At 62.3% G+C, this 19097-nt stretch carries 10 protein-coding genes; all 10 read left to right on the forward strand.

The genetic code is table 11. From position 1 onward, the window contains the following. The first annotated feature begins 1 nt into the window (after window position 1). Window positions 2-1777, forward strand: coding sequence for an L-fucose isomerase (locus INF32_RS09295; protein ID WP_226388059.1), 1776 nt, complete (start codon window positions 2-4; stop codon window positions 1775-1777). A gap of 222 nt (window positions 1778-1999) precedes the next feature. Further along, window positions 2000-5188, forward strand: a complete 3189-nt coding sequence (locus tag INF32_RS09300; RefSeq protein ID WP_226388060.1) for a SusC/RagA family TonB-linked outer membrane protein — start codon at window positions 2000-2002, stop codon at window positions 5186-5188. Window positions 5189-5207: 19 nt separating this feature from the next. Beyond that, complete coding sequence (locus tag INF32_RS09305; protein WP_226388061.1) at window positions 5208-6803, forward strand: RagB/SusD family nutrient uptake outer membrane protein; 1596 nt, start codon at window positions 5208-5210, stop codon at window positions 6801-6803. 20 nt (window positions 6804-6823) lie between these two features. Beyond that, complete coding sequence (locus INF32_RS09310; RefSeq protein WP_226388062.1) at window positions 6824-7852, forward strand: DUF5017 domain-containing protein; 1029 nt, start codon at window positions 6824-6826, stop codon at window positions 7850-7852. A gap of 12 nt (window positions 7853-7864) precedes the next feature. Then, window positions 7865-9727 (forward strand): DUF5017 domain-containing protein, encoded by a 1863-nt coding sequence (locus INF32_RS09315; protein WP_226388063.1) that lies wholly within the window; start codon window positions 7865-7867, stop codon window positions 9725-9727. An 88-nt stretch (window positions 9728-9815) separates the two neighbouring features. Then, entirely contained in the window at window positions 9816-11837 is a 2022-nt protein-coding gene (locus INF32_RS09320; RefSeq protein ID WP_226388064.1) for a sialidase family protein, read from the forward strand. Between the two features lie 12 nt (window positions 11838-11849). Then, window positions 11850-13493 carry a sialidase family protein gene (locus INF32_RS09325; RefSeq protein ID WP_226388065.1) on the forward strand — a complete coding sequence of 548 codons (1644 nt, stop codon included), beginning with the start codon at window positions 11850-11852 and terminating at the stop codon, window positions 13491-13493. 19 nt (window positions 13494-13512) lie between these two features. Further along, complete coding sequence (locus INF32_RS09330; RefSeq protein WP_226388066.1) at window positions 13513-15372, forward strand: sialate O-acetylesterase; 1860 nt, start codon at window positions 13513-13515, stop codon at window positions 15370-15372. A 16-nt stretch (window positions 15373-15388) separates the two neighbouring features. Then, the gene (locus INF32_RS09335; protein WP_226388067.1) at window positions 15389-17413 is read left to right on the forward strand and encodes an FG-GAP repeat domain-containing protein; all 2025 of its coding nucleotides are present in this window, start codon (window positions 15389-15391) and stop codon (window positions 17411-17413) included. A gap of 238 nt (window positions 17414-17651) precedes the next feature. Continuing rightward, window positions 17652-18938, forward strand: a complete 1287-nt coding sequence (locus INF32_RS09340) for an SUMF1/EgtB/PvdO family nonheme iron enzyme (RefSeq protein WP_226388068.1) — start codon at window positions 17652-17654, stop codon at window positions 18936-18938. Window positions 18939-19097: the final 159 nt, after the last annotated feature.

Genomic DNA, 19097 nt, shown 5'->3' on the forward strand with positions numbered 1-19097 from the left:
CATGAACAACAAACCGAAAATCGGAATCCGCCCGATCATCGACGGGCGCCGGGGCGGTATCCGCGAATCCCTTGAAGAGATGACGATGGGTATGGCCCAAAGCGTTGCAAAACTCTATGCCGAGAAGCTGCGCTATGCCGACGGAGCACCCGTCGAATGTGTCATCGCCGACACGACGATCGGCGGCGTGGCCGAAGCGGCCGCCGCGACCGACAAATTCCGTGACAACAACGTCGGGGCCGTCCTCTCGGTGACCCCCTGCTGGTGCTACGGTTCCGAAACCATCGACATGGACCCGCTGATGCCCAAAGCCATCTGGGGCTTCAACAAAACCCAGCGTCCGGGAGCCGTCTACCTCGCCTCGGCACTGGCCGGGCACAACCAGAAGGGGCTGCCCGCATTCGGCATCTACGGCTCCGAAGTGCAGGAGTTGGACGACAACAGTATCACCCCCGACGTAGAGGAGAAGTTGCTCCGCTTCGGCCGTGCGGCCGTCGCCGTCATGGAGATGCGCGGCAAATCCTACCTATCTATCGGCTCCGTGTCGATGGGCATCGCCGGTTCGATGCCCGACCCCGATTTCTTCCAGGAATATCTGGGTATGCGCAACGAAGCCGTCGATTGCTCGGAAATCGCACGCCGCATCGAACTGGGCATCTATGACAAAGAGGAGTTCAAACGAGCTATGGCCTGGGTCGAAAAGCACTGCAAGACGCACGAAGGTGAGGACCTCAACCCGGAACACCTCCGCTATTCGCGCGAAAAGAAAGACGAGGTGTGGGAGTATGTGGTCAAGATGACGATGATCTTCCGCGACCTGATGGTCGGCAATCCGAAACTCGCCGAAATGGGCTTCGAAGAGGAGGCCGCCGGACACAACGCCATCGCCGGCGGTTTCCAGGGCCAGCGCCAGTGGACCGACTTCCGCCCCGACGGCGACTTCTCGGAAGCCATTCTCAACACGTCGTTCGACTGGAACGGCATCCGCGAAGCCTATACCTTCGCTACCGAGAACGACACGCTGAACGGCGTTTCGATGCTCTTCATGCACCTGCTGACCAATCAGGCACAACTTTTCTCCGACGTCCGCTCCTATTGGAGCCCCGAGGCCGTAGAGCGCGCCACGGGCAAGAAACTGGCGGGCAAAGCCGCGAACGGCATCATCCATCTGATCAACTCGGGAAGCAGCACGCTGGACGCTTCGGGCGCGATGTCCGACGCCGAGGGTAACCCCGTGATGAAACCCTTCTGGGAGATCACCGAACAGGATGCCGAACGGTGCCTCGAAGCGACGACCTGGCACCCGGCCGGCCGCGAATACATGCGCGGCGGCGGTTTCTCGTCGAAGTTCCTCACGCGTGGCGACATGCCGGTCACGATGTGCCGTCTGAACCTGATAAAAGGCCAGGGTCCGGTGCTGCAAATCGCCGAAGGTTGGACCGTGAACGTCGATTGCGCAATCTTCGAGCACATCGACAAACGCACCGATCCCTCGTGGCCCACGACCTACTTCGCACCCCGACTGACGGGCAAGGGAGCTTTCAAGAGCGTCTACGACGTGATGAACAACTGGGGGGCCAACCACGGGGCCATCACCTACGGACACATCGGTGCCGATCTGATAACCCTCGCATCCATGCTCCGGATACCCGTCTGCATGCACAACGTCCCCGACGAACTGGTCTTCAGACCCTCCGCCTGGAACGCCTTCGGCACGCACGACCCCGAAGCCGCCGACTTCAGAGCCGCTAAAAACTTCGGACCGCTGTATAAGTAACGAACAAGCCGGGACGGAAGGAGTCCGTTCCTTCCGTCCCGGTTCTACGAACGATACGACATGCCCGGAACAATGGAACTACAACCGATCGTTTTTTCTGTATTTTACAATAATATGATTACGGCCGCCGACCACCCGGGAGGCGACGGTTCCGGCATCCGCAGGGCTTTCGTATCCATCAGCCAATAACACCTCAAACAACCTTTTCAACTACTTCCAACAATGAGACAGAGACTACATTCAAACGCCACACGGAGTGCGGCGGAGCGCTTCACCTGCGGAATCTTCCGCGCGGCGCTCCTCTGCGCGCTGCTGCTGGCCGCGGGAGGGAAAGGCCTGATGGCCCAGACGTCCCAGCCGAAAGTGCGGGGAGTGGTGCTCGACGAGAAGAAACAGCCGCTGGTCGGTGCCACCGTACTCGTGAAAGGCACGAACCGGGGTGCGACCACCAATGCGGACGGCAAATTCTCGATCGCGGCCAAACCCAACCAGACCCTGGTGATCAGCATGCTGGGATTCGTCCCGCAGGAGATCCCCGTCGGGAAACAGACCCAGCTCAGGGTCACCCTGAAGGAGGACACCCAGATGATCGAAAACGTGGTGGTGGAGATCGGGTACGGCAGCCAGCGGCTGGCCGACCTGACGGGAACCGTGAGCCGCGTGAAGATGGACGACATCATCAAGGCGCCGGTCGCCTCGTTCGACCAGGCGCTCCAGGGACGTCTGGCCGGCGTGCAGGTAAGTTCGACGGACGGACAGCCCGGCGCCGAAATGGAGATCGTGATCCGCGGCGCCAACTCCCTGACCCAAAGCAACGCCCCGCTCTACGTGGTGGACGGATTCCCGATCGAGGACTTCTCCAGCGCAGCACTAAGCGCCTCGGACATAGCCTCGATGACCGTGCTCAAGGACGCTTCGGCCACGGCGATCTACGGTTCGCGCGGAGCCAACGGCGTCATCATCATCGAGACGAAACAGGGACAGGTGGGCAAACCGCAGGTGACCTACAACGGCACGTTCGGATTCCAGCAGGTGACCAAACAGATGGAGCTGATGAATCCCTACGAATTCGTGGTCTACCAGATCGAACGCGACCCCTCGAACCTGGACGCCTACCTCACCAACCCCGGTCGCACGCTCGACTACTACCGCACGCATCCGGGCATCGACTGGCAGGACCGTCTGTTCCGCAACGCCTTCGTGCACATGCACAACATCTCGGTGTCGGGCGGAACCAAGCAGACCCGCTACGCCATTTCAGGAGCCGCGGTGGGACAGGACGGCGTGATCGACAACTCGGGCTACAAAAAATATCAGGGGCGCCTGTCGCTGACCCAGCAACTCAACAAGCGGGCCCAGCTGAGCCTCAACGTCAATTACACCGAGGACAAGAGTTTCGGGCAGACCTCGTCGGCGGCCCTCTCCACCTCGAACTCCTACGCCACCTATCTGATGTACCGCACGTGGGCCTACAAGCCCGTCTTCTCGAAGGACATCGCCGAGGACGAGCTCTTCGACGACGAATTCGACGGGGTGGCCTCCTCGACGATGAACCCGATCATCTCGAACAAGAACGAAGACACGTGGAAGAAGACCGCCACGTTCCTGGCGAACGTCCGGCTCAACTATGAGATCATCAATGACCTGCGGCTGACCGTACGGGCCGGATACGGCAAAAAGACCACGCGCACGGAGACCTTCAACAACTCGAAGACCTACTCGGGATACCCCACCGTGAACAACACGAAGGGCGTGAACGGTCTTTTCGACGAACGGGTCAAGACCGACTGGATGAACGAGAACACGCTCACCTACAAGAAGGAGTTCGGCAAGAACCACCGGTTCGACGCGACGGCGGGATTCACCATGCAGGGAACCCACACTTCGCGTTACGGATTCAGCACGCAGCAGATTCCCAACGAATTCCTCGGAATGAGCGGCATGGACGACGGCCTGCCCTACTCGACCACGGCCCTGCTGTCGGAAAACGTGCTGATGTCGTGGCTGGGCAGGGTCAACTACCAGTACAAATCGCGCTACCTGTTCACCGCCTCGTTCCGCGCCGACGGATCGTCGAAGTTCACGCCGGCCAACCGCTGGGGCTATTTCCCCTCGGGCGCCTTCGCCTGGCGCATGGGCAAGGAGAAGTTCATGCGGCGGCTCAAGTTCGTGGACGACGCCAAACTGAGGATCAGCTACGGCGTCACGGGCAACAACCGTGTGGGCGACTTCATCACCTACCCCTCGCTGACCATGTCGGACTACTACTCGTTCAACAACGGCACCCCGCAGGACGCCATCGTCCAGAACAACCTGGGCAACAGCGACCTGACGTGGGAGAGCACCGAACAGATCGACATCGGGTACGACCTGCGGCTGTTCAAGGACCGGATCAACTTCACGGTGGACCTCTACCGGAAAACGACCCGCGACCTGCTGCTGAACGCCAACCTGCCCTACTCGAGCGGTTACAGGACCGTCTACAAAAACGTGGGCAAGGTGCGCAACGACGGCGTGGAATTCACGCTGAGCACCGTCAACGTCCGGACCAAAAACTTCATGTGGACGAGCGACTTCAACATCAGTTTCAACCGGGGGCGGGTGCTCGAACTGGCCGAAGGCGAGGAGAACCTGCTCTCGAAAATCTCCTTTACGGGCGACTTCAACGCCACGCCGCTCTACATCGCCCAGCTCGGCGGCCCGATGGCCTCGTTCTACGGCATGGTGTGGGACGGCGTCTACACCTATGAGGACTTCGACCGGGACGCCGCGGGAAAATACACGCTGAAGAAGGGCGTCCCCACCAACGGCGACGACCGTTCGGTCATCCAGCCCGGAGACATCAAGTATGTCGACCAGAACGGCGACGGCGTGGTCAACGACCTGGACCGGGTGGTCATCGGACGGTGCACCCCCGTCCACACGGGAGGATTCAACAACAACTTCACGTGGAAAGGATTCAACCTGAACGTCTTCTTCCAATGGAGCTACGGCAACGACGTGATGAACGCCAACCGGATCATCTTCGAAGGCAACTACGCCAACAAGAACATCAACCAGTTCCGCAGCTACGTGGACCACTGGTCGCCGGAGAACCCCACGAGCAAGAACTTCCGCCCGGGCGGACAGGGCCCGCGGGGCGTCTACTCGTCGCGCACGATTGAGGACGGTTCGTTCCTGCGGCTCAAGACCCTGCAGCTGAGCTACACGCTCCCGAAAAAGATCGTCCGGAAGATCCGGCTCAACGACATACAGGTCTTCGTCTCGGGACAGAACCTCTGGACCTGGACCAACTATTCGGGACTCGACCCCGAGGTGTCGACCCGCAACAGCGCGCTGACCCCCGGCTTCGACTACTCCGCCTACGCCCGCAACAAGATTTTCACGGCGGGACTGAAAGTCGTCTTCTAACCTGTAAACGATTCTCGAAATGAAAACATTCAGCATCAAGATATTCGTCCTGCTCGGCCTGCTGTTCCCGGTCTGCTCGTGCAGCCTGCTCGACACCGAGCCGCAGGACTTCATCGACCCCGGCACCTACTACGACACGGAGGAGAAACTGGACATCGCCCTGAACGGAGTGTACGCCACCCTGGCCCAGACCACCCTCTACGGCGGCGACATGCTGGCCCGCATGGGGCTTTCGGCCGACCTCGGGTACGAGAGCTACTCCACGGACGAAGGCACGGTGGGCTATTACGACGCCTCCCCGAGCGACCCCAGAATCCTCAACTACTGGCGCGACCTGTACGCCGGCATCGGACGGGCCAACCGTCTGCTGGAAAACCTGCACAAACCGGAGATGGACGAGAAGGAACGCGACAACATCCGGGGACAGGCGCTCTTCCTGAGGGCCTACTATCACTTCCTTCTGGTCACCCGTTTCGGCGACGTTCCGCTCGTACTGACAGTGCCCCCTTCGGGCAAACTGACGGACGTGCAGCTTCCCCAGACCCCGAAACGGGAGGTCTACCTGCGGATCATCTCCGACATGGAGACGGCGGCCGGACTGGTCAAACCGGCCAGCGAGGTGGAGTGCGGCGGACGCATCAGCCAGTCGGCCGTGTGGGGCATCCTGGCCCGCGTGTGCCTCTACATGGCCGGGGAGCCGGTCAACGAACCGGGCATGTACGCCAAGGCGAAGGAGTATGCCCAAAAGGTGATCGACACCCAATTCCACAAACTGAACACCTCCTTCGAACAGGTCTTCATCAACTACATCCAGGACAAGTACGACATCAAGGAGAGCATCTTCGAGGTGGAGTTCTGGGGCAACAACGTCGGTACCTACACCACGACCGCCGGCCGGGTGGGACGCGACAACGGCATCGGACTCTCCAACGCCGATCTGGAGATCGGCGTTTCGCCGGGAATGATCCGCGCCACGGCCTATTTCCTGTCGCTGTTCGAGGAGAACGACCTGCGCCGCGACTGGACGATCGCCCCCTTCACCTACACGAAAGAGACCGGAGAGAAGGTGTATCAGACCACCAACTACTGGATCCGCTACTGCGGCAAGTTCCGCAGGGAGTATGAACTGACCTCGCCGAAAAGCGTGACCTATACGCCGATCAACTTCCCGATCCTGCGCTATTCGGACGTGCTGCTGATGTATGCCGAAGGCGTGGCCGCCGATCCGGCGAACGCCAGCGACGAGGAGCTGGCCCTCGCCTACGAATACCTCAACCAGGTACGCCGGCGGGGCTACGGCAAGGACATTTACACGCCGGACGACGCGGTCGATTTCGAAAAGGAGAGCAAGCTCGACCTGATGGAGCACATCAAGGACGAACGGGCGCGGGAACTGGGCTTCGAGATCATGCGCAAGGACGACATCATCCGCTGGGGCGAATTCCTCACCCGGATGCAGTCGATCGCCCCGTCGGTGCCCGAATCCTACACTTCGTCCTACTACGTGGCGGCCCGAACCATCTATAAAAACGCCAAAAGCCGGGACGTTCTCTGGCCGATCCCGTCCTACGAGATCGGAGTGAACCGCAACCTGGTACAGAACAAAGGCTGGTAATCCCCAAATCCAAAACGACCATGAAACACACGAAAATAAAGACGATCTCCGCGGGAATCCTGCTCGCCGCCCTGTTCGCTTCGGCCGGCTGCAGCAAGGAGGACTCCGTGGACATGCCCTCGTTCGAGGTGACCCTTCCCGGCTCCGTCTTCAAGGTGGGGGAACCGGTGGCATTCAGCCTGTCGGGGAACCCGGACATCATCTCCTTCTATTCGGGAGAGGCCGGCAACGCCTACGAATACAAGGACAAGGACCGGATCACTCCGGCGGAAATGACCCTTTCATTCACCACGCTGGCCTCGTCGGGCACAGCCGGTTATCCCAACCCGGCCATGGCCCCGATCAGCTACTCCACCGATTTCGACGGGGACTACACCGAAGAGGGGGTCCGGCGGGCCACATGGACCGACATTTCGGACAACTTCAAATTCCCGACGGACGTGGGGCAGAACATCCCTTCGGGGACGATGTTCATCGACGACCTCTTCCCCGCGGACGGACGGCCGCTCTATTTCCGGTTCCACTATCAGGTCGACAAATTCGACCAGAGCGCTGCGGGAGGCAAGGGAAACGGCCGCACGCAGGTCAACATCCAGAACTTCCTCATCAACGGAATGACGGCATCGGGCAGTACGCCGGTGTACGACGTCCTGACTTCCGGCTGGCAGTGCGTCCTGACGCCCAGTTACGACGACTGTCCCACGGCCAACCTGCCCAGCATGCCGGGTACCTCTCCGCGTATCCTGCTGCGCAGCGACTTCCGCCCCACGCAGGACCGCGAATGCTGGGCCGTATCGGGTCCGCTGTACCGGGCGGAGGACGTCAACACGGGTCCCGACATGGGAGTGGGCATCAAGACCGTCTCCGATCCGGGTCTGACCCGCTACGAACACACCTACACCACGCCCGGCACCTATACGGTGACCTTCGTGGGGGCGAACTCCAACGTCTACGGACGGAAAGAGGTCGTCCGCCAGCTCACGCTCACCGTCGTGGGCGACGAGGGTGGAATCACACCGCCCGAGTACGAACCGTGGCCTAACCCTTAAACCGATCCGACGATGAAAAAGACACTGTATATACTGGGCGCGATCGCCCTGCTGGCCGGTTGCAGCCAGGACAACCTGAGCGGAGAAGATCCCGCGGCCGGCGACCCGCGCGCCGTGCGGTTCACGGGCTGCGGCACTCCCCTCTCCCGCACCTCGGTGGAGGCGGACGGCAACGAAATCGAAATCACCTGGACCGACAGGGACCAGGTGGGCATCTTCGGCCGGGGCGGCTACACCGCCAACAACTACGCCTACACGGCCGTACCCGACGAAAGGAACGCGGCGAACTGCGTCTTCACGCCGTCCGACGCGAGCTACATGATCCTCTGGACGGGAACCGAACAGAATTTCTACGCCTACTATCCCTATGACAAGAATGCGGGCGGATCGCCCGAGGCGCTGCCCGTCACGCTGCCCGCCGAGCAGGTCCAGTCGGCCGCCGGATCGACGGATCACCTGGGCGGACTCGGCTTCATGAAGGCGGCTCCCGCATCCGTGGTCCCCTCGGGCTCGGGTTCGGCCGGTGCCGCCCTGCAGTTCCACAATCTCTTTTCGATCGTGGAACTGCGGCTGAAGATGGACGCTTCGGCCGGCGTAGAAGTGCCTGTCAAACAGGTGAAACTGGTCTCCACGGCCGCCGACCTGGCAATCGTGAAGGGTACGGTCGATCTGACCGCCCCGATCGAAGAGGGCTACACCTCGCTGCCCGTCGCCGTGGAGGAGGGAAGCCGCAGCGTGACCCTCACGCCGGAGACGATGCCCGCGCTGGATGCGGACGACTTCCAGAGCCTTTTCCTGATGGTGGCTCCGGGCACGCATCCCGACGGCAGCCTCACGCTGGAGGTGACGGCCGTGGACAACTCGGTCGACAAGGTCTCCCTGCCGGGCATCACCTTCAAGTCCAACCGCAACTACGCATGGGAGGAGACCCTCTCGCTGGATGACTTCCAGGGAGCCGATCCCTTCACGGCAAGCACCTCCGCGACGGAGTGCACCGTCGGCGAGGAGCTGATCTTCGACCTGGGCGGCGTGGCCGATTCGATCGCCTTCTTCTCGGGCGAAACGTTCAACGACTACCAGTATGCGAAAAAGGACCGCATGGTCTTTCCCGACATTCTGGTTTCGTTCAAGAACGCGCTCCAGAGCGGCACGCAGAACAAGCCCCTGAAGGTGAAATACTCGACCGATTTCAACGGGACCTACGACGAGGAGAGCATCCTGGCGGCCAGCTGGACGGACATCTCCGACCGCTTCACCATCTCCGACGACAACTCTTCGACCGTCAGCCTCAACTCTGCAAAGGAATACGGCCGATACGTATCCTCGGGCGAAGTGGATTTCGCACCGTTCTTCGAATCGGAAGACAAACCCGTCTACATGGGGCTCTTCTACCACATCGACGCCTATGTCACGGAGCTCGACAACGGCCGTACGGGAGCATGGATCACCGGTTTCCAGGTGGACGAACGGTACAAGGAGGAGCGGCAGACGCAGTTCACCCAGTCGGAAGAGACCATCCACATAGTGGAGGGAGCCTCTTACAGGACGGAATCCTCCCACTGCCAGTGGTATCAGACCCCCACGCTGCCGACGCCGAACATGTTCCGTTTCTGGTCCACGTTCAAGCCCACGTCCGACCGCGACGCCTATGCCGTGACGCAGCCGATCGTCCGGGGCGAGGCCAGGAACGTGGGACCGGACCTGCCGGTGACCGTCAAGGAAACGTCGGAGGAGCAGCCCGCGCAGTACGGCTACACGTTCAGCCAACCGGGCACCTACAAGGTGGTCTTCGTCGGTGTCAGCACGACCCTGCTGGGCCAGAAAGAGGTGGTGAAGGAGTTCGAAATCACCGTTCACCCCGCACCGGGCGCATAGACCCGCAGAAACGATCCCTTCCGGGAGGGGGATTCCGGCCGGAATCCCCCCGCGGCGGGGACAACACCAACCAATAACTTCGAAAACCATGAAACTGAAACACATACTGTTTCCGGCCCTGGCCCTCTGGAGCCTGTGCGCCTGCCAGAAGGACGATGCGGGGCTTCCGGAAGGGGTCACCGTAGAGGATATCACGGTGGAGGGCAGCGGGTACACGAAAACCGTGCTGACCGAGGGCGCCGACTACATCTCCGACCGAGGATACAAGATTTCCGGAATCCATCCCTATTTCGTCGGGTTCGAGATGCTGACCAGCAACAACAAGTCCCACAACGGGGGGACCATCACCCCGGTCGCCGACGGCTTCGTCTATATCATCGCCCCCGCGGCGAGCGTGCTGGACGGCTGGTCGGCCGTGCCCAACACGCAGGACAACAACCTCGTGATGAAATACAGCACCGGATCGGAAGACGTGGAGCTCTCGATCTTCATGAAACGGGCCTACGCGGGCCGGGCGGTGGAGATCCCCCGGCTGCCGGCCACGACCTTCTCCTGCGCCACCCCCATCGGGCGGAAAATCACCTACAACGACCGTTCGGTGGTGGTGAGCGTAAAAGGCACGCTCGTCGACATCCGGAAAGCCGCCAAAGGGGAAGAGGTCTATCCCCAGAACCACGATTACGTCTTCGGAGACGACCTGCCCGAATCGGTGCTCCAGAAACCTTACGCCACGGGACTGGCAGAGTCGGCCGGAGCCACGGAATTTTCGTGTCCGGTCTCCTGCACGGTCCTGCTCGCCTCGGACTGCGAGTCGCTCGGCACGACGGGATGGACTGCCACGGGCGAAAGTTTCACGGCGGGAGGGGTGACCTACCACCTGCACCGGTACGCATACGACACTCCGGAAGCGTGGGTGGCCGTTCCGCGGCCCGAGGCCTCGCAGGCGGCTTCCCTGCTGATCGCATCCAACCTGAAGGTGGCCGGCACGGAAGCGGTGCCGGGCGTGGAGATCGCCCGCGTTTCGACGCTGCGCAATACCTCCATTTCGAATCCGACCATCGTGATCCTGCCCAACGGGGAGTATCTCGTCGCCTGCACGGGAGCTCTGAGAAAAAAAGGGGAAGCAGCCCAGGTGGACGTGTTCGCCTCCTCCGACGGGGGAAAGAGCTGGAGCGTCCGGGCCGACCGGGACGGGGAGATGTCCTACACGACCCTCTTCATGCACAAAGGGAAACTCTATCTGATGGGGACGGACGCCCCCCACGGCAACATCATCATCCGCACGTCCGGGGACAACGGCGCGACCTGGACCTATCCCACCGGCAGCACGGACGGCCTGCTGCGTGAGGGCACGTTCCATGCGGCGCCGGGCACTCCCGTCGTCGTCCACGACGGACGCATCTGGCGGACCTTCGAGCACGAGGACGTGGAGGCGGACACGAAGACGGCCCTGGTCATGTCGGCTCCCGAAGACGCCAATCTGATGGACGCCGCCAGCTGGACCTACACCAACGAACTGGACCACTCCACGCTGAACTCGAACGACAAAGGCTACACCTTCCACGAATGGCTGGAGGGGAACGCCGTGGTCACCCCCGAGGGCGAGGTGGTCAACATCGTGCGCCTGGACGACCAGCGGCCGGGTCCGGACATCTATGCCGGAGTGCTGCGGGTGAAGGATGAGAACACCCTCGAATTCGACGTGACGCGCGACCTGATCGAGCTGCCCGGAGGCGGCAAGAAGTTCACGATCCGCCACGACGCCACGAGCGGCAAATACTGGACGATCACCAACCCCTCCGATCCGGACGACATGGGCAAGACCCACGAAGGATTCTACAAGAGCGGCATCAACTGCAACCTGATCCGCAACCGGATGGCGCTGTACAGTTCCGCAGACCTGAAAAGCTGGACGTTCGAACGGATGATCGTCGAGAACGACGATCCCTTCTTCCACGGCTACCAGTACGTGGACTGGCAGTTCGACGGCAACGACATCGTGGCCGTGAGCCGCACGGCCGTGCCCGAGGAGCGGGGACTGCCCGTCCGGCAACACGACGCCAACATGCTCACGTTCCACCGCGTGGAGAACTTCCGCTCGGCGCAATAATCCCCGACGACGATGCGTACGCTACCTGTTTCCCTCCTCTCCGTCCTGCTGCTCTCCGCGGCGGCCCTCTTCCCGGCACGGGGAGGGGCGCAGGATATCGAAACGGAGGGCCGCGTGATCGACGTCCGGCCCGTGACGCGGGGGGCCGAGGTCTATCCCATGAACAAGAAGGCCCGGTTCGGCAAGTCCATTCCGGAAAAGTACGTGGGCAAACGCTACGCCGTCAGCCTCGTGGAGCTGGAGGGGCCGAAGCGGGTGCGTGCCGGCCGGAAATGCCGGATCACGGTCGCCCTGCCCCGGGAGGACGCCGCCTCGCCGGTGTGGAGACCCACGGGGGAAACCTTCTTCGTGCGGTCGCTGCGGCACTATCTCTACGCGTGCGACTACGACACCCCCGGCGAGTGGATCGACCTGCCGCAGGCAGGCGAAAGCTCGACGCTGCTGTTCGGCGACCGCATCCGGGTGGCGGGCACGGTTCCGCCCCCCGGGGTGGTGATCGCACGGGTGCGGGAGTTGCGGAACGGCATGATCACCAACCCCTCGATCGTGATCCTTCCGGACGGCAGCTACCTGGCCGCCTGCTCGGGAGCCTTCCGGGAGAATGGCGTGCCGCAGGGCTGCAACTTCTTCCGGTCGGACGACGGAGGGAAGAGCTGGAAGGTGCTCTCCAAAAACAACGGGGCGCTCAATTTCTACAACCTCTTCCTGCACCGGGGCACGCTCTACCAGATCGGCACCGCCAGCCGGACGGGCCATGTGGTGATCCGCCGCTCGGAAGACGGGGGGCGCACGTGGACCTTCCCCCGCGATGAAAAGGACGAGGGCGTGCTGCTCTCGGACCACCGCTACCACTCGGCTCCCGTGCCCGTCGTGGTGCACAGGGGGCGCATCTGGCGGGCCGTGGAGACCAACGTGAAGGGAGAACCGCGCCGCGCCTTCGTCATATCGGCTCCCGAGGGGGCCGACCTGATGCGGGCGTCGAGCTGGACCCGCAGCGAAGCGCTGGCGAGCGACCCGGAATGGCTGGGCGACAGTCTCCGGTTCAAACAATGGATCGAGGGCAACGTGGTGGTCGCACCGGACGGGGAGGTGGTGAACCTGCTGCGCGTGGACGAGGAGCGATACGGCACGACGGCCGCGATGATCCACATGAAATCGCCGAAAAAGGCGTCGTTCGACCCCGAGCGGGACATCGTCACCCTGCCCGGCGGAGGGAAGAAGTTCACCGTGCGTTACGATTCGGTGAGCCGACGCTACTGGACGCTGACCAATCCCCTCGCCCCGGGCGACCGGCAGGCGACCACCGAACGCTATCCCGAAGGGCTCCCGGCAGGACTGATCCGCAACCACCTGGTGCTGTTCAGTTCGCCCGACCTGCGGGAGTGGACGCCGCGCGACACGGTCATCACCAGTGACAACCCCTTCTTCGACGGTTTCCAGTATGTGGACTGGCAGTTCGAGGGGAGCGACATCGTGGCCGTGATCCGGCTGGCGATGGGCGAGGAACGGGGGCTGCCCGCCCGGCAGCACGACGCCAACTATTTCGTATTCCGGCGGATCCCGCATTTCCGGGAGGGAAACATACCCACGGTACGGCTGCGCACCCTGCATCCGGTGTCGGAGGAGCGTAAAAACGAACCAACGAAAAACGAATAAAAACCATTCACTGAGAACCATGAAAACGATACGGACATTTCTGTTTTCCCTGTTGCTGCTGGCAGGCACGACCGCAGCGGCGCAACCGATTCTGAAACTGCCGGCCGCCATCGGCGACCACGCCGTGCTGCAGGCCTCGTCCACCGTGAAACTCTGGGGCTGGGCCGATCCGCGCGGAAAGGTACAGGTCATCCCAAGCTGGAGCAAGGACACTGTCACGGTGACCGTGGGCGGCGACACCAAATGGGTGGCCGAAGTGAAGACCCCCGAAGCCGGAGGACCCTATTCGATCGAGTTCCGCACCCCAAAGACCTCGCTCACCATCCGGGACATCCTGCTGGGCGAGGTGTGGCTGTGCAGCGGACAGTCGAACATGAACTGGAGCGCCATGAACGGCATCATCGACATGCGGCAGGAGCTCAAAGGGAAGCTGAATCCCGAAATCCGCCTCTTCACGGTGACCCGCCGGAGCGCCCTCTATCCGCAGGAGGACTGCGAAGGACGCTGGGAGGTGTGCACGCCCGAAAGCGCCAAGTGGTTCAGCGCCGTGGGTTACTTCTTCGGCAAGCGGCTGGCCGAGGCGCTGGACCGTCCCGTGGGACTGGTCAACTCCTCCTGGGGCGGTTCGCCGGCCGAGACCTGGACGCCCGCCGATGCCTTCGGGAAGCGGCCCGACCTGGTGACCCAGTGGAAAAAGGTCCCCAAGAGCACGGGCTGGGACATCAACATCGGCACCACCTACAACGCCATGATCCATCCGCTGCTGAACATGACGCTGGCCGGAGCGATCTGGTACCAGGGCGAGGCCAACATCTACAATGCGGAGACCTACGGCGACCTCTTCTCGCTGATGATCACGTCGTGGAGGGAGAAGTTCGGACAGAAGCTGCCCTTCTACTGCGTACAGATCGCGCCCTACGCCCGCTATAAAATCCCCGGAGCCGCCGCCCTGCTGCGCGAAGCCCAGGCTTCGACCGCCGCATCGCTGCCCGAAACGGGAGTAGTGGCCATTCCCGACCTGGTGGACAACATCATGGACATACACCCCCGCTACAAGAAGGAGGTGGGCAACCGTCTGGCCGGCTGGGCGCTCAACGAAGTGTACGGAAAGAACACGGGCAAATACAAACAGGCGACCTACCGTTCGATGAAGACGGAGGGCGACCGTATCCGCATCGTCTTCGACAACGCGGAGGGACTCACCGCCCGGGACGGCAAGCCCTCCACGCTCGAAATCTGCGACAAGAGCATGAAGTTCGTGCCGGCCGAAGGGGAGATCGACCCGAAAGACAACACGCTCGTGGTGTGGAGCAAATCGGTGAAGAATCCGGTGGCCGTGCGTTACAGCTTCACCAACGACGCCGTGGGGAATCTGTTCGACGGGGCGGGACTTCCCGTGATCCCCTTCCGCACCGATGCGGACAACAAGGCGGTGAGCGCCACCTTCCCGGGCGATCCCGTGTCGGAGACCGCCGTGAGGGTGAAGGGCAAAGGCTACGAACTGCGCACCTTCGAACGCGGGGCGAAACCGTTCCTGAACCGGGACTATCCGATCAACATGCTGCCCGAGGCGTTCGCGGGATTCCAGATGCTGTGCAGCGAGGTGGACAACATGGTTCCCTCGCAGAAGGCAACCGTCACGCCCGAAAAGGACGGACGCGTCTACATTCTCGCCCGCCGGAACCACCTCACGGAACCCGACCTGAAGGGCTGGAAGATACTGAAGGATTCCGAGACCCGCTATCCGACCCGCAGCAAACCCGGCATCCTCTACATCTACTACAAGGAAGCCAAGGCCGGAAAGCCCATGGAGCTGCCCGTCACGAAGGACTTCGCCGGCATCACGCCGCTGGCCCGCACGATCCGCTATGAGAAATAGACAAATCCGTCCGACCATGAAAAAAGATCTTCTGGTCGCCCTGCTGTGCCTGCTTTCCGCCCCCCTCTCGCAGGGGGCGGAGCCGGCGCTGCAGAATGCCCGTCCCGTACGGGCGGGCGGCGCCGAGGGGCTGGCCCCCCTCTCGTTCGGCATGACGTACAGCAACCGGCCGCGGGGGTACGCCTACCTCACCTCGCAGGAGTACCCCGACATTTTCGTACTGATCTCGTCGGGGCTGCCGGGCGTGCGGGGCATTTACCGGTGCGGATACGACGGGAAGAACGCCGACGGTTCGCTCGTCTACAAGAAACCCGTGCAGGTGGGACACCCCTGGGGGACGAAACTTCCTCCCTCGCGGTTCCGGGTATTCCAGCGGGAAGGGGAGACCTACTCCCTGTGGCTGTCGCCGAAGAAGCTGACCGTAACCCGCTGGGACGACGCGCAGCAGGCCTTCGTCAAGGTGACCGAAAGTCCCTGGCAGGGCATCGAGAAACCGATCGGCTCGTTCGACGTCATTCCGCGCGGAAACCGCGACCTGGAGCTCGTGCTGCTGTGCAGCGACGGCTCCTCCTACCGGCCGGAGACGTTCAAGGGAGACAGGCAGTCCTACTACGACGGTGCCGGCATCTACCGGGGGGAACTGCCCCGGTACGGGGTTTTCCGGTTCACGGTGGACGCCCGCAACTGGCAGCAGGTCTCCGAGGTGGAACAGGTGAGCCCGGACATGAACGTCGTGGTGGGCGGCAGCGAGATCGCGGCGGTATGCGGTCCGGACGGCACGCCCGACGGCTATCTGGTGACGGGACTGCTGGGCTCGATGAAATTCCTGCCCCGTACCAGGGGAGAGAGTCCCGTACACCACGTCTGGAAGGACGAGCGGAACATCCTGGTCCATCCGGCCTATTCGTCGCGGGTGATCCCGTTCGGGGGACCCGACAAAGTACGGGACGAACTGATCATCGGAGGTGAAAGCGCCCTCTACCATTACGAATACGCAGGGACCCGCGCCGACGGCTCGCCGGTCTACACGGAGCCCAAACCGATCCTGCAGCGCGGAGCCGACCTCTATTCGGGTTCGCTGACCGTACCCTGCGTGACGGACTGGGACGGCGACGGGGTGCTGGACATCGTCGCAGGGAACTCCGAAGGGCGCCTCCTTTTCTTTAAAAACAACGGCACGGACCGCGAACCCGACTTCAACGGACTGCCCGAACAGATCGAGGCCGGAGGCAAACCGATCCTGCTGCGGCCCGGATACCATATCGTACAGGGCCCGTTCGAAGGGGCCTGGGGCTACCTGTGTCCGGCCGTATTCGACTGGAACGGCGACGGACTGCCCGATGTGATCGTCTCCGGTTCGAGGGCCAAATTCGAAGTGATGCTGAACCGGGGCACCCGCACCGCTCCCCGGCTCGACCCGCCCGTACCGCTCCGGTTCGACAACATGGAACTGTGGGGAACGTGGCGCGTCCGGCCGGCCATGGCCCGCATCGACGGACGCAACGTGATCGTCATCATGGACGACGACAACGCGCTGCACCTCTACCGTCAAGTGGACGACTTCAACGTGGAGGACGGCGGCAAACTCCGGCTGACGGACGGACGGCCCATCACCGGGCACAACGCCCGGCAGGAGGGACTCGGACAATGGGGGCGCGGCAAGCTGCACTTCGTGGATTGGGACAGCGACGGAAAGCTCGACCTGCTGGTGGGGTCCGTCAAACGCTCCTCCTACCCCAGTCCCGAACGGGGACTGCCCTGCACGCGTTTCGAAAGAAAGGAGATCGGCATGCAGGTCATGCTGCTGCGCAACGCGGGCACGAACCGGGAGATGAAATTCGAGGAACCGGTCCAGTTCCAGGTGGACGGCAAGGATTTCTACATGGGGGCCCACTCCAACGCCCCGGTTCCCTGTCTGCTGGGAGACACCTCGGGAGGAGCGAACCTGCTGGTGGGTGTGGAAAGCGGCAAATTCTTCTTTTTCGAACACGGACACCTCACGACGGTAGGCATCGACGGCCAGCAGGGCGGTTCCCGTTGAAATCCCGCAGCAGAACGCGGACGACCGGAAAACGGGAACCCGCCCCACGGGAGAGTTTCCGCACCCGGACGACGGTCCCGGTGAACTGGAACACCGTCCTGCCGCATGATCCGGCAAAAGGCCGACGGGGGCCGGAATCGGTTATGCCGACTCCGGCCCCCCGTCGTTCCCGGCAACCGGTCCGGCCCCGCTGCAACGAAAGAAACCAACATGTACTGTAACGAGAAATAACATCACGATGAATCCGCATCTTTTGTTCCGCCTGTTTCCGGTCGTCCTCCTCGCCGTCATCGGGCCCTCCCCTCTCCGGGCCTCCTCGCCGGCCGCAAAGGCCGACAGCCTCGGCGAACTCTGCGCCCGGCACCTGGCGGCAGCACTGGAGGGCAAAGGCGGCATCATCGCCTTCCGCCACAAGATCGACGATCCCTTTTCCGAACGGATACAGGAATCGTTCCTCATCACGATACAACGGGACTATCCCGGAATCGAAATTCTCCTGAGCGATTTTCACACGGGAGGGACACCCGAAACCGCTTTCCGCATCGCACAGGGCGTATTGAACCGGTTTCCCGAAACGGACGGCATATTCACCGCATCCGGCTCCGCCACGGAAGGAGTGATCCGCGCCCTCTCCGCCCGGGACATGCGTCCCGCATTGGCCGGTATCGCGGAAAGTCCCTCCTCCGCGGATTCGCTGCGCAAAAGGGTCCCCCACGGACAAACGGTCGTTCTGGCCATACGCACCTGGCATCCCGCCTCGGCCCGGGAACTGACGGACAGCTTTTCCGACCAACGGATACACTATGCGGCCGTGCCGCCTTCGCCCCGCAGGAGGGCGGACCGCGTCGTTCCCGGCCTCGGGATCGAACTGATGCGGATACCGCCGGGACGGATCGGGACGAGAATCCTGACCGACACGTTCTTCATGGGACGGTACGAAATCACCCAGCAGCAGTGGAGCACAGTAATGGAACGGAATCCGTCCCGTTACACCGATCCGTTACGCCCCGTCGAATGCGTCTCGTGGCTCGATGCGATGGAGTTCTGCCGCAGGCTCACCGAACGGGAGCACCGGGCCGGACGGCTTCCGGCGGACTGCCGGTACACGCTGCCGACCGAAGCACAATGGGACATCGCTGCGCAGGACTTGTTCCTTCCGGAACCGGCAGGAACGGATTCGCTGGGTTGGCACCGGGGAAACAGCGGTGCTCCGGCCCGGGAAGAAGGGATACGCGATTCCCTGCGACGCATGGCCACCCACCGCACGGGAGAGAAGGCCCCCAACCGTTTCGGCTTGTACGACCTGATCGGGAACGTCAACGAATGGTGTCTGGACTCGTTCGGCCCGCTGCCCGCACAACCGTCCGAAAACTTCGCGGGCACCGGAAACTCCCGCCACCACGTACTCAAAGGAGGCTGCTGGTGGGCCGATCCGATCAGCTGCCTGCCCGCCAAACGCCACAAAGCTCCGGAAAACAGGAAACATTCCGCACTCGGATTCCGCATCGTCCTGATTCGAATATAAAAGTAGTCCATCGAAAACCTTCGTTCCCACCCCCTTATCCAAATCCGGTCTTACATTCCGTATGATTATTCGTAAATCTTCGAGTGTTACCATACTTGGATAATCACTCCCGGTGTTCAGAATAGATATAGCGTCATTTTTTTCAAGTTGCGCTTCTGC

The sequence above is a fragment of the Gallalistipes aquisgranensis genome, from assembly GCF_014982715.1.
Taxonomy (GTDB): domain Bacteria; phylum Bacteroidota; class Bacteroidia; order Bacteroidales; family Rikenellaceae; genus Gallalistipes; species Gallalistipes aquisgranensis.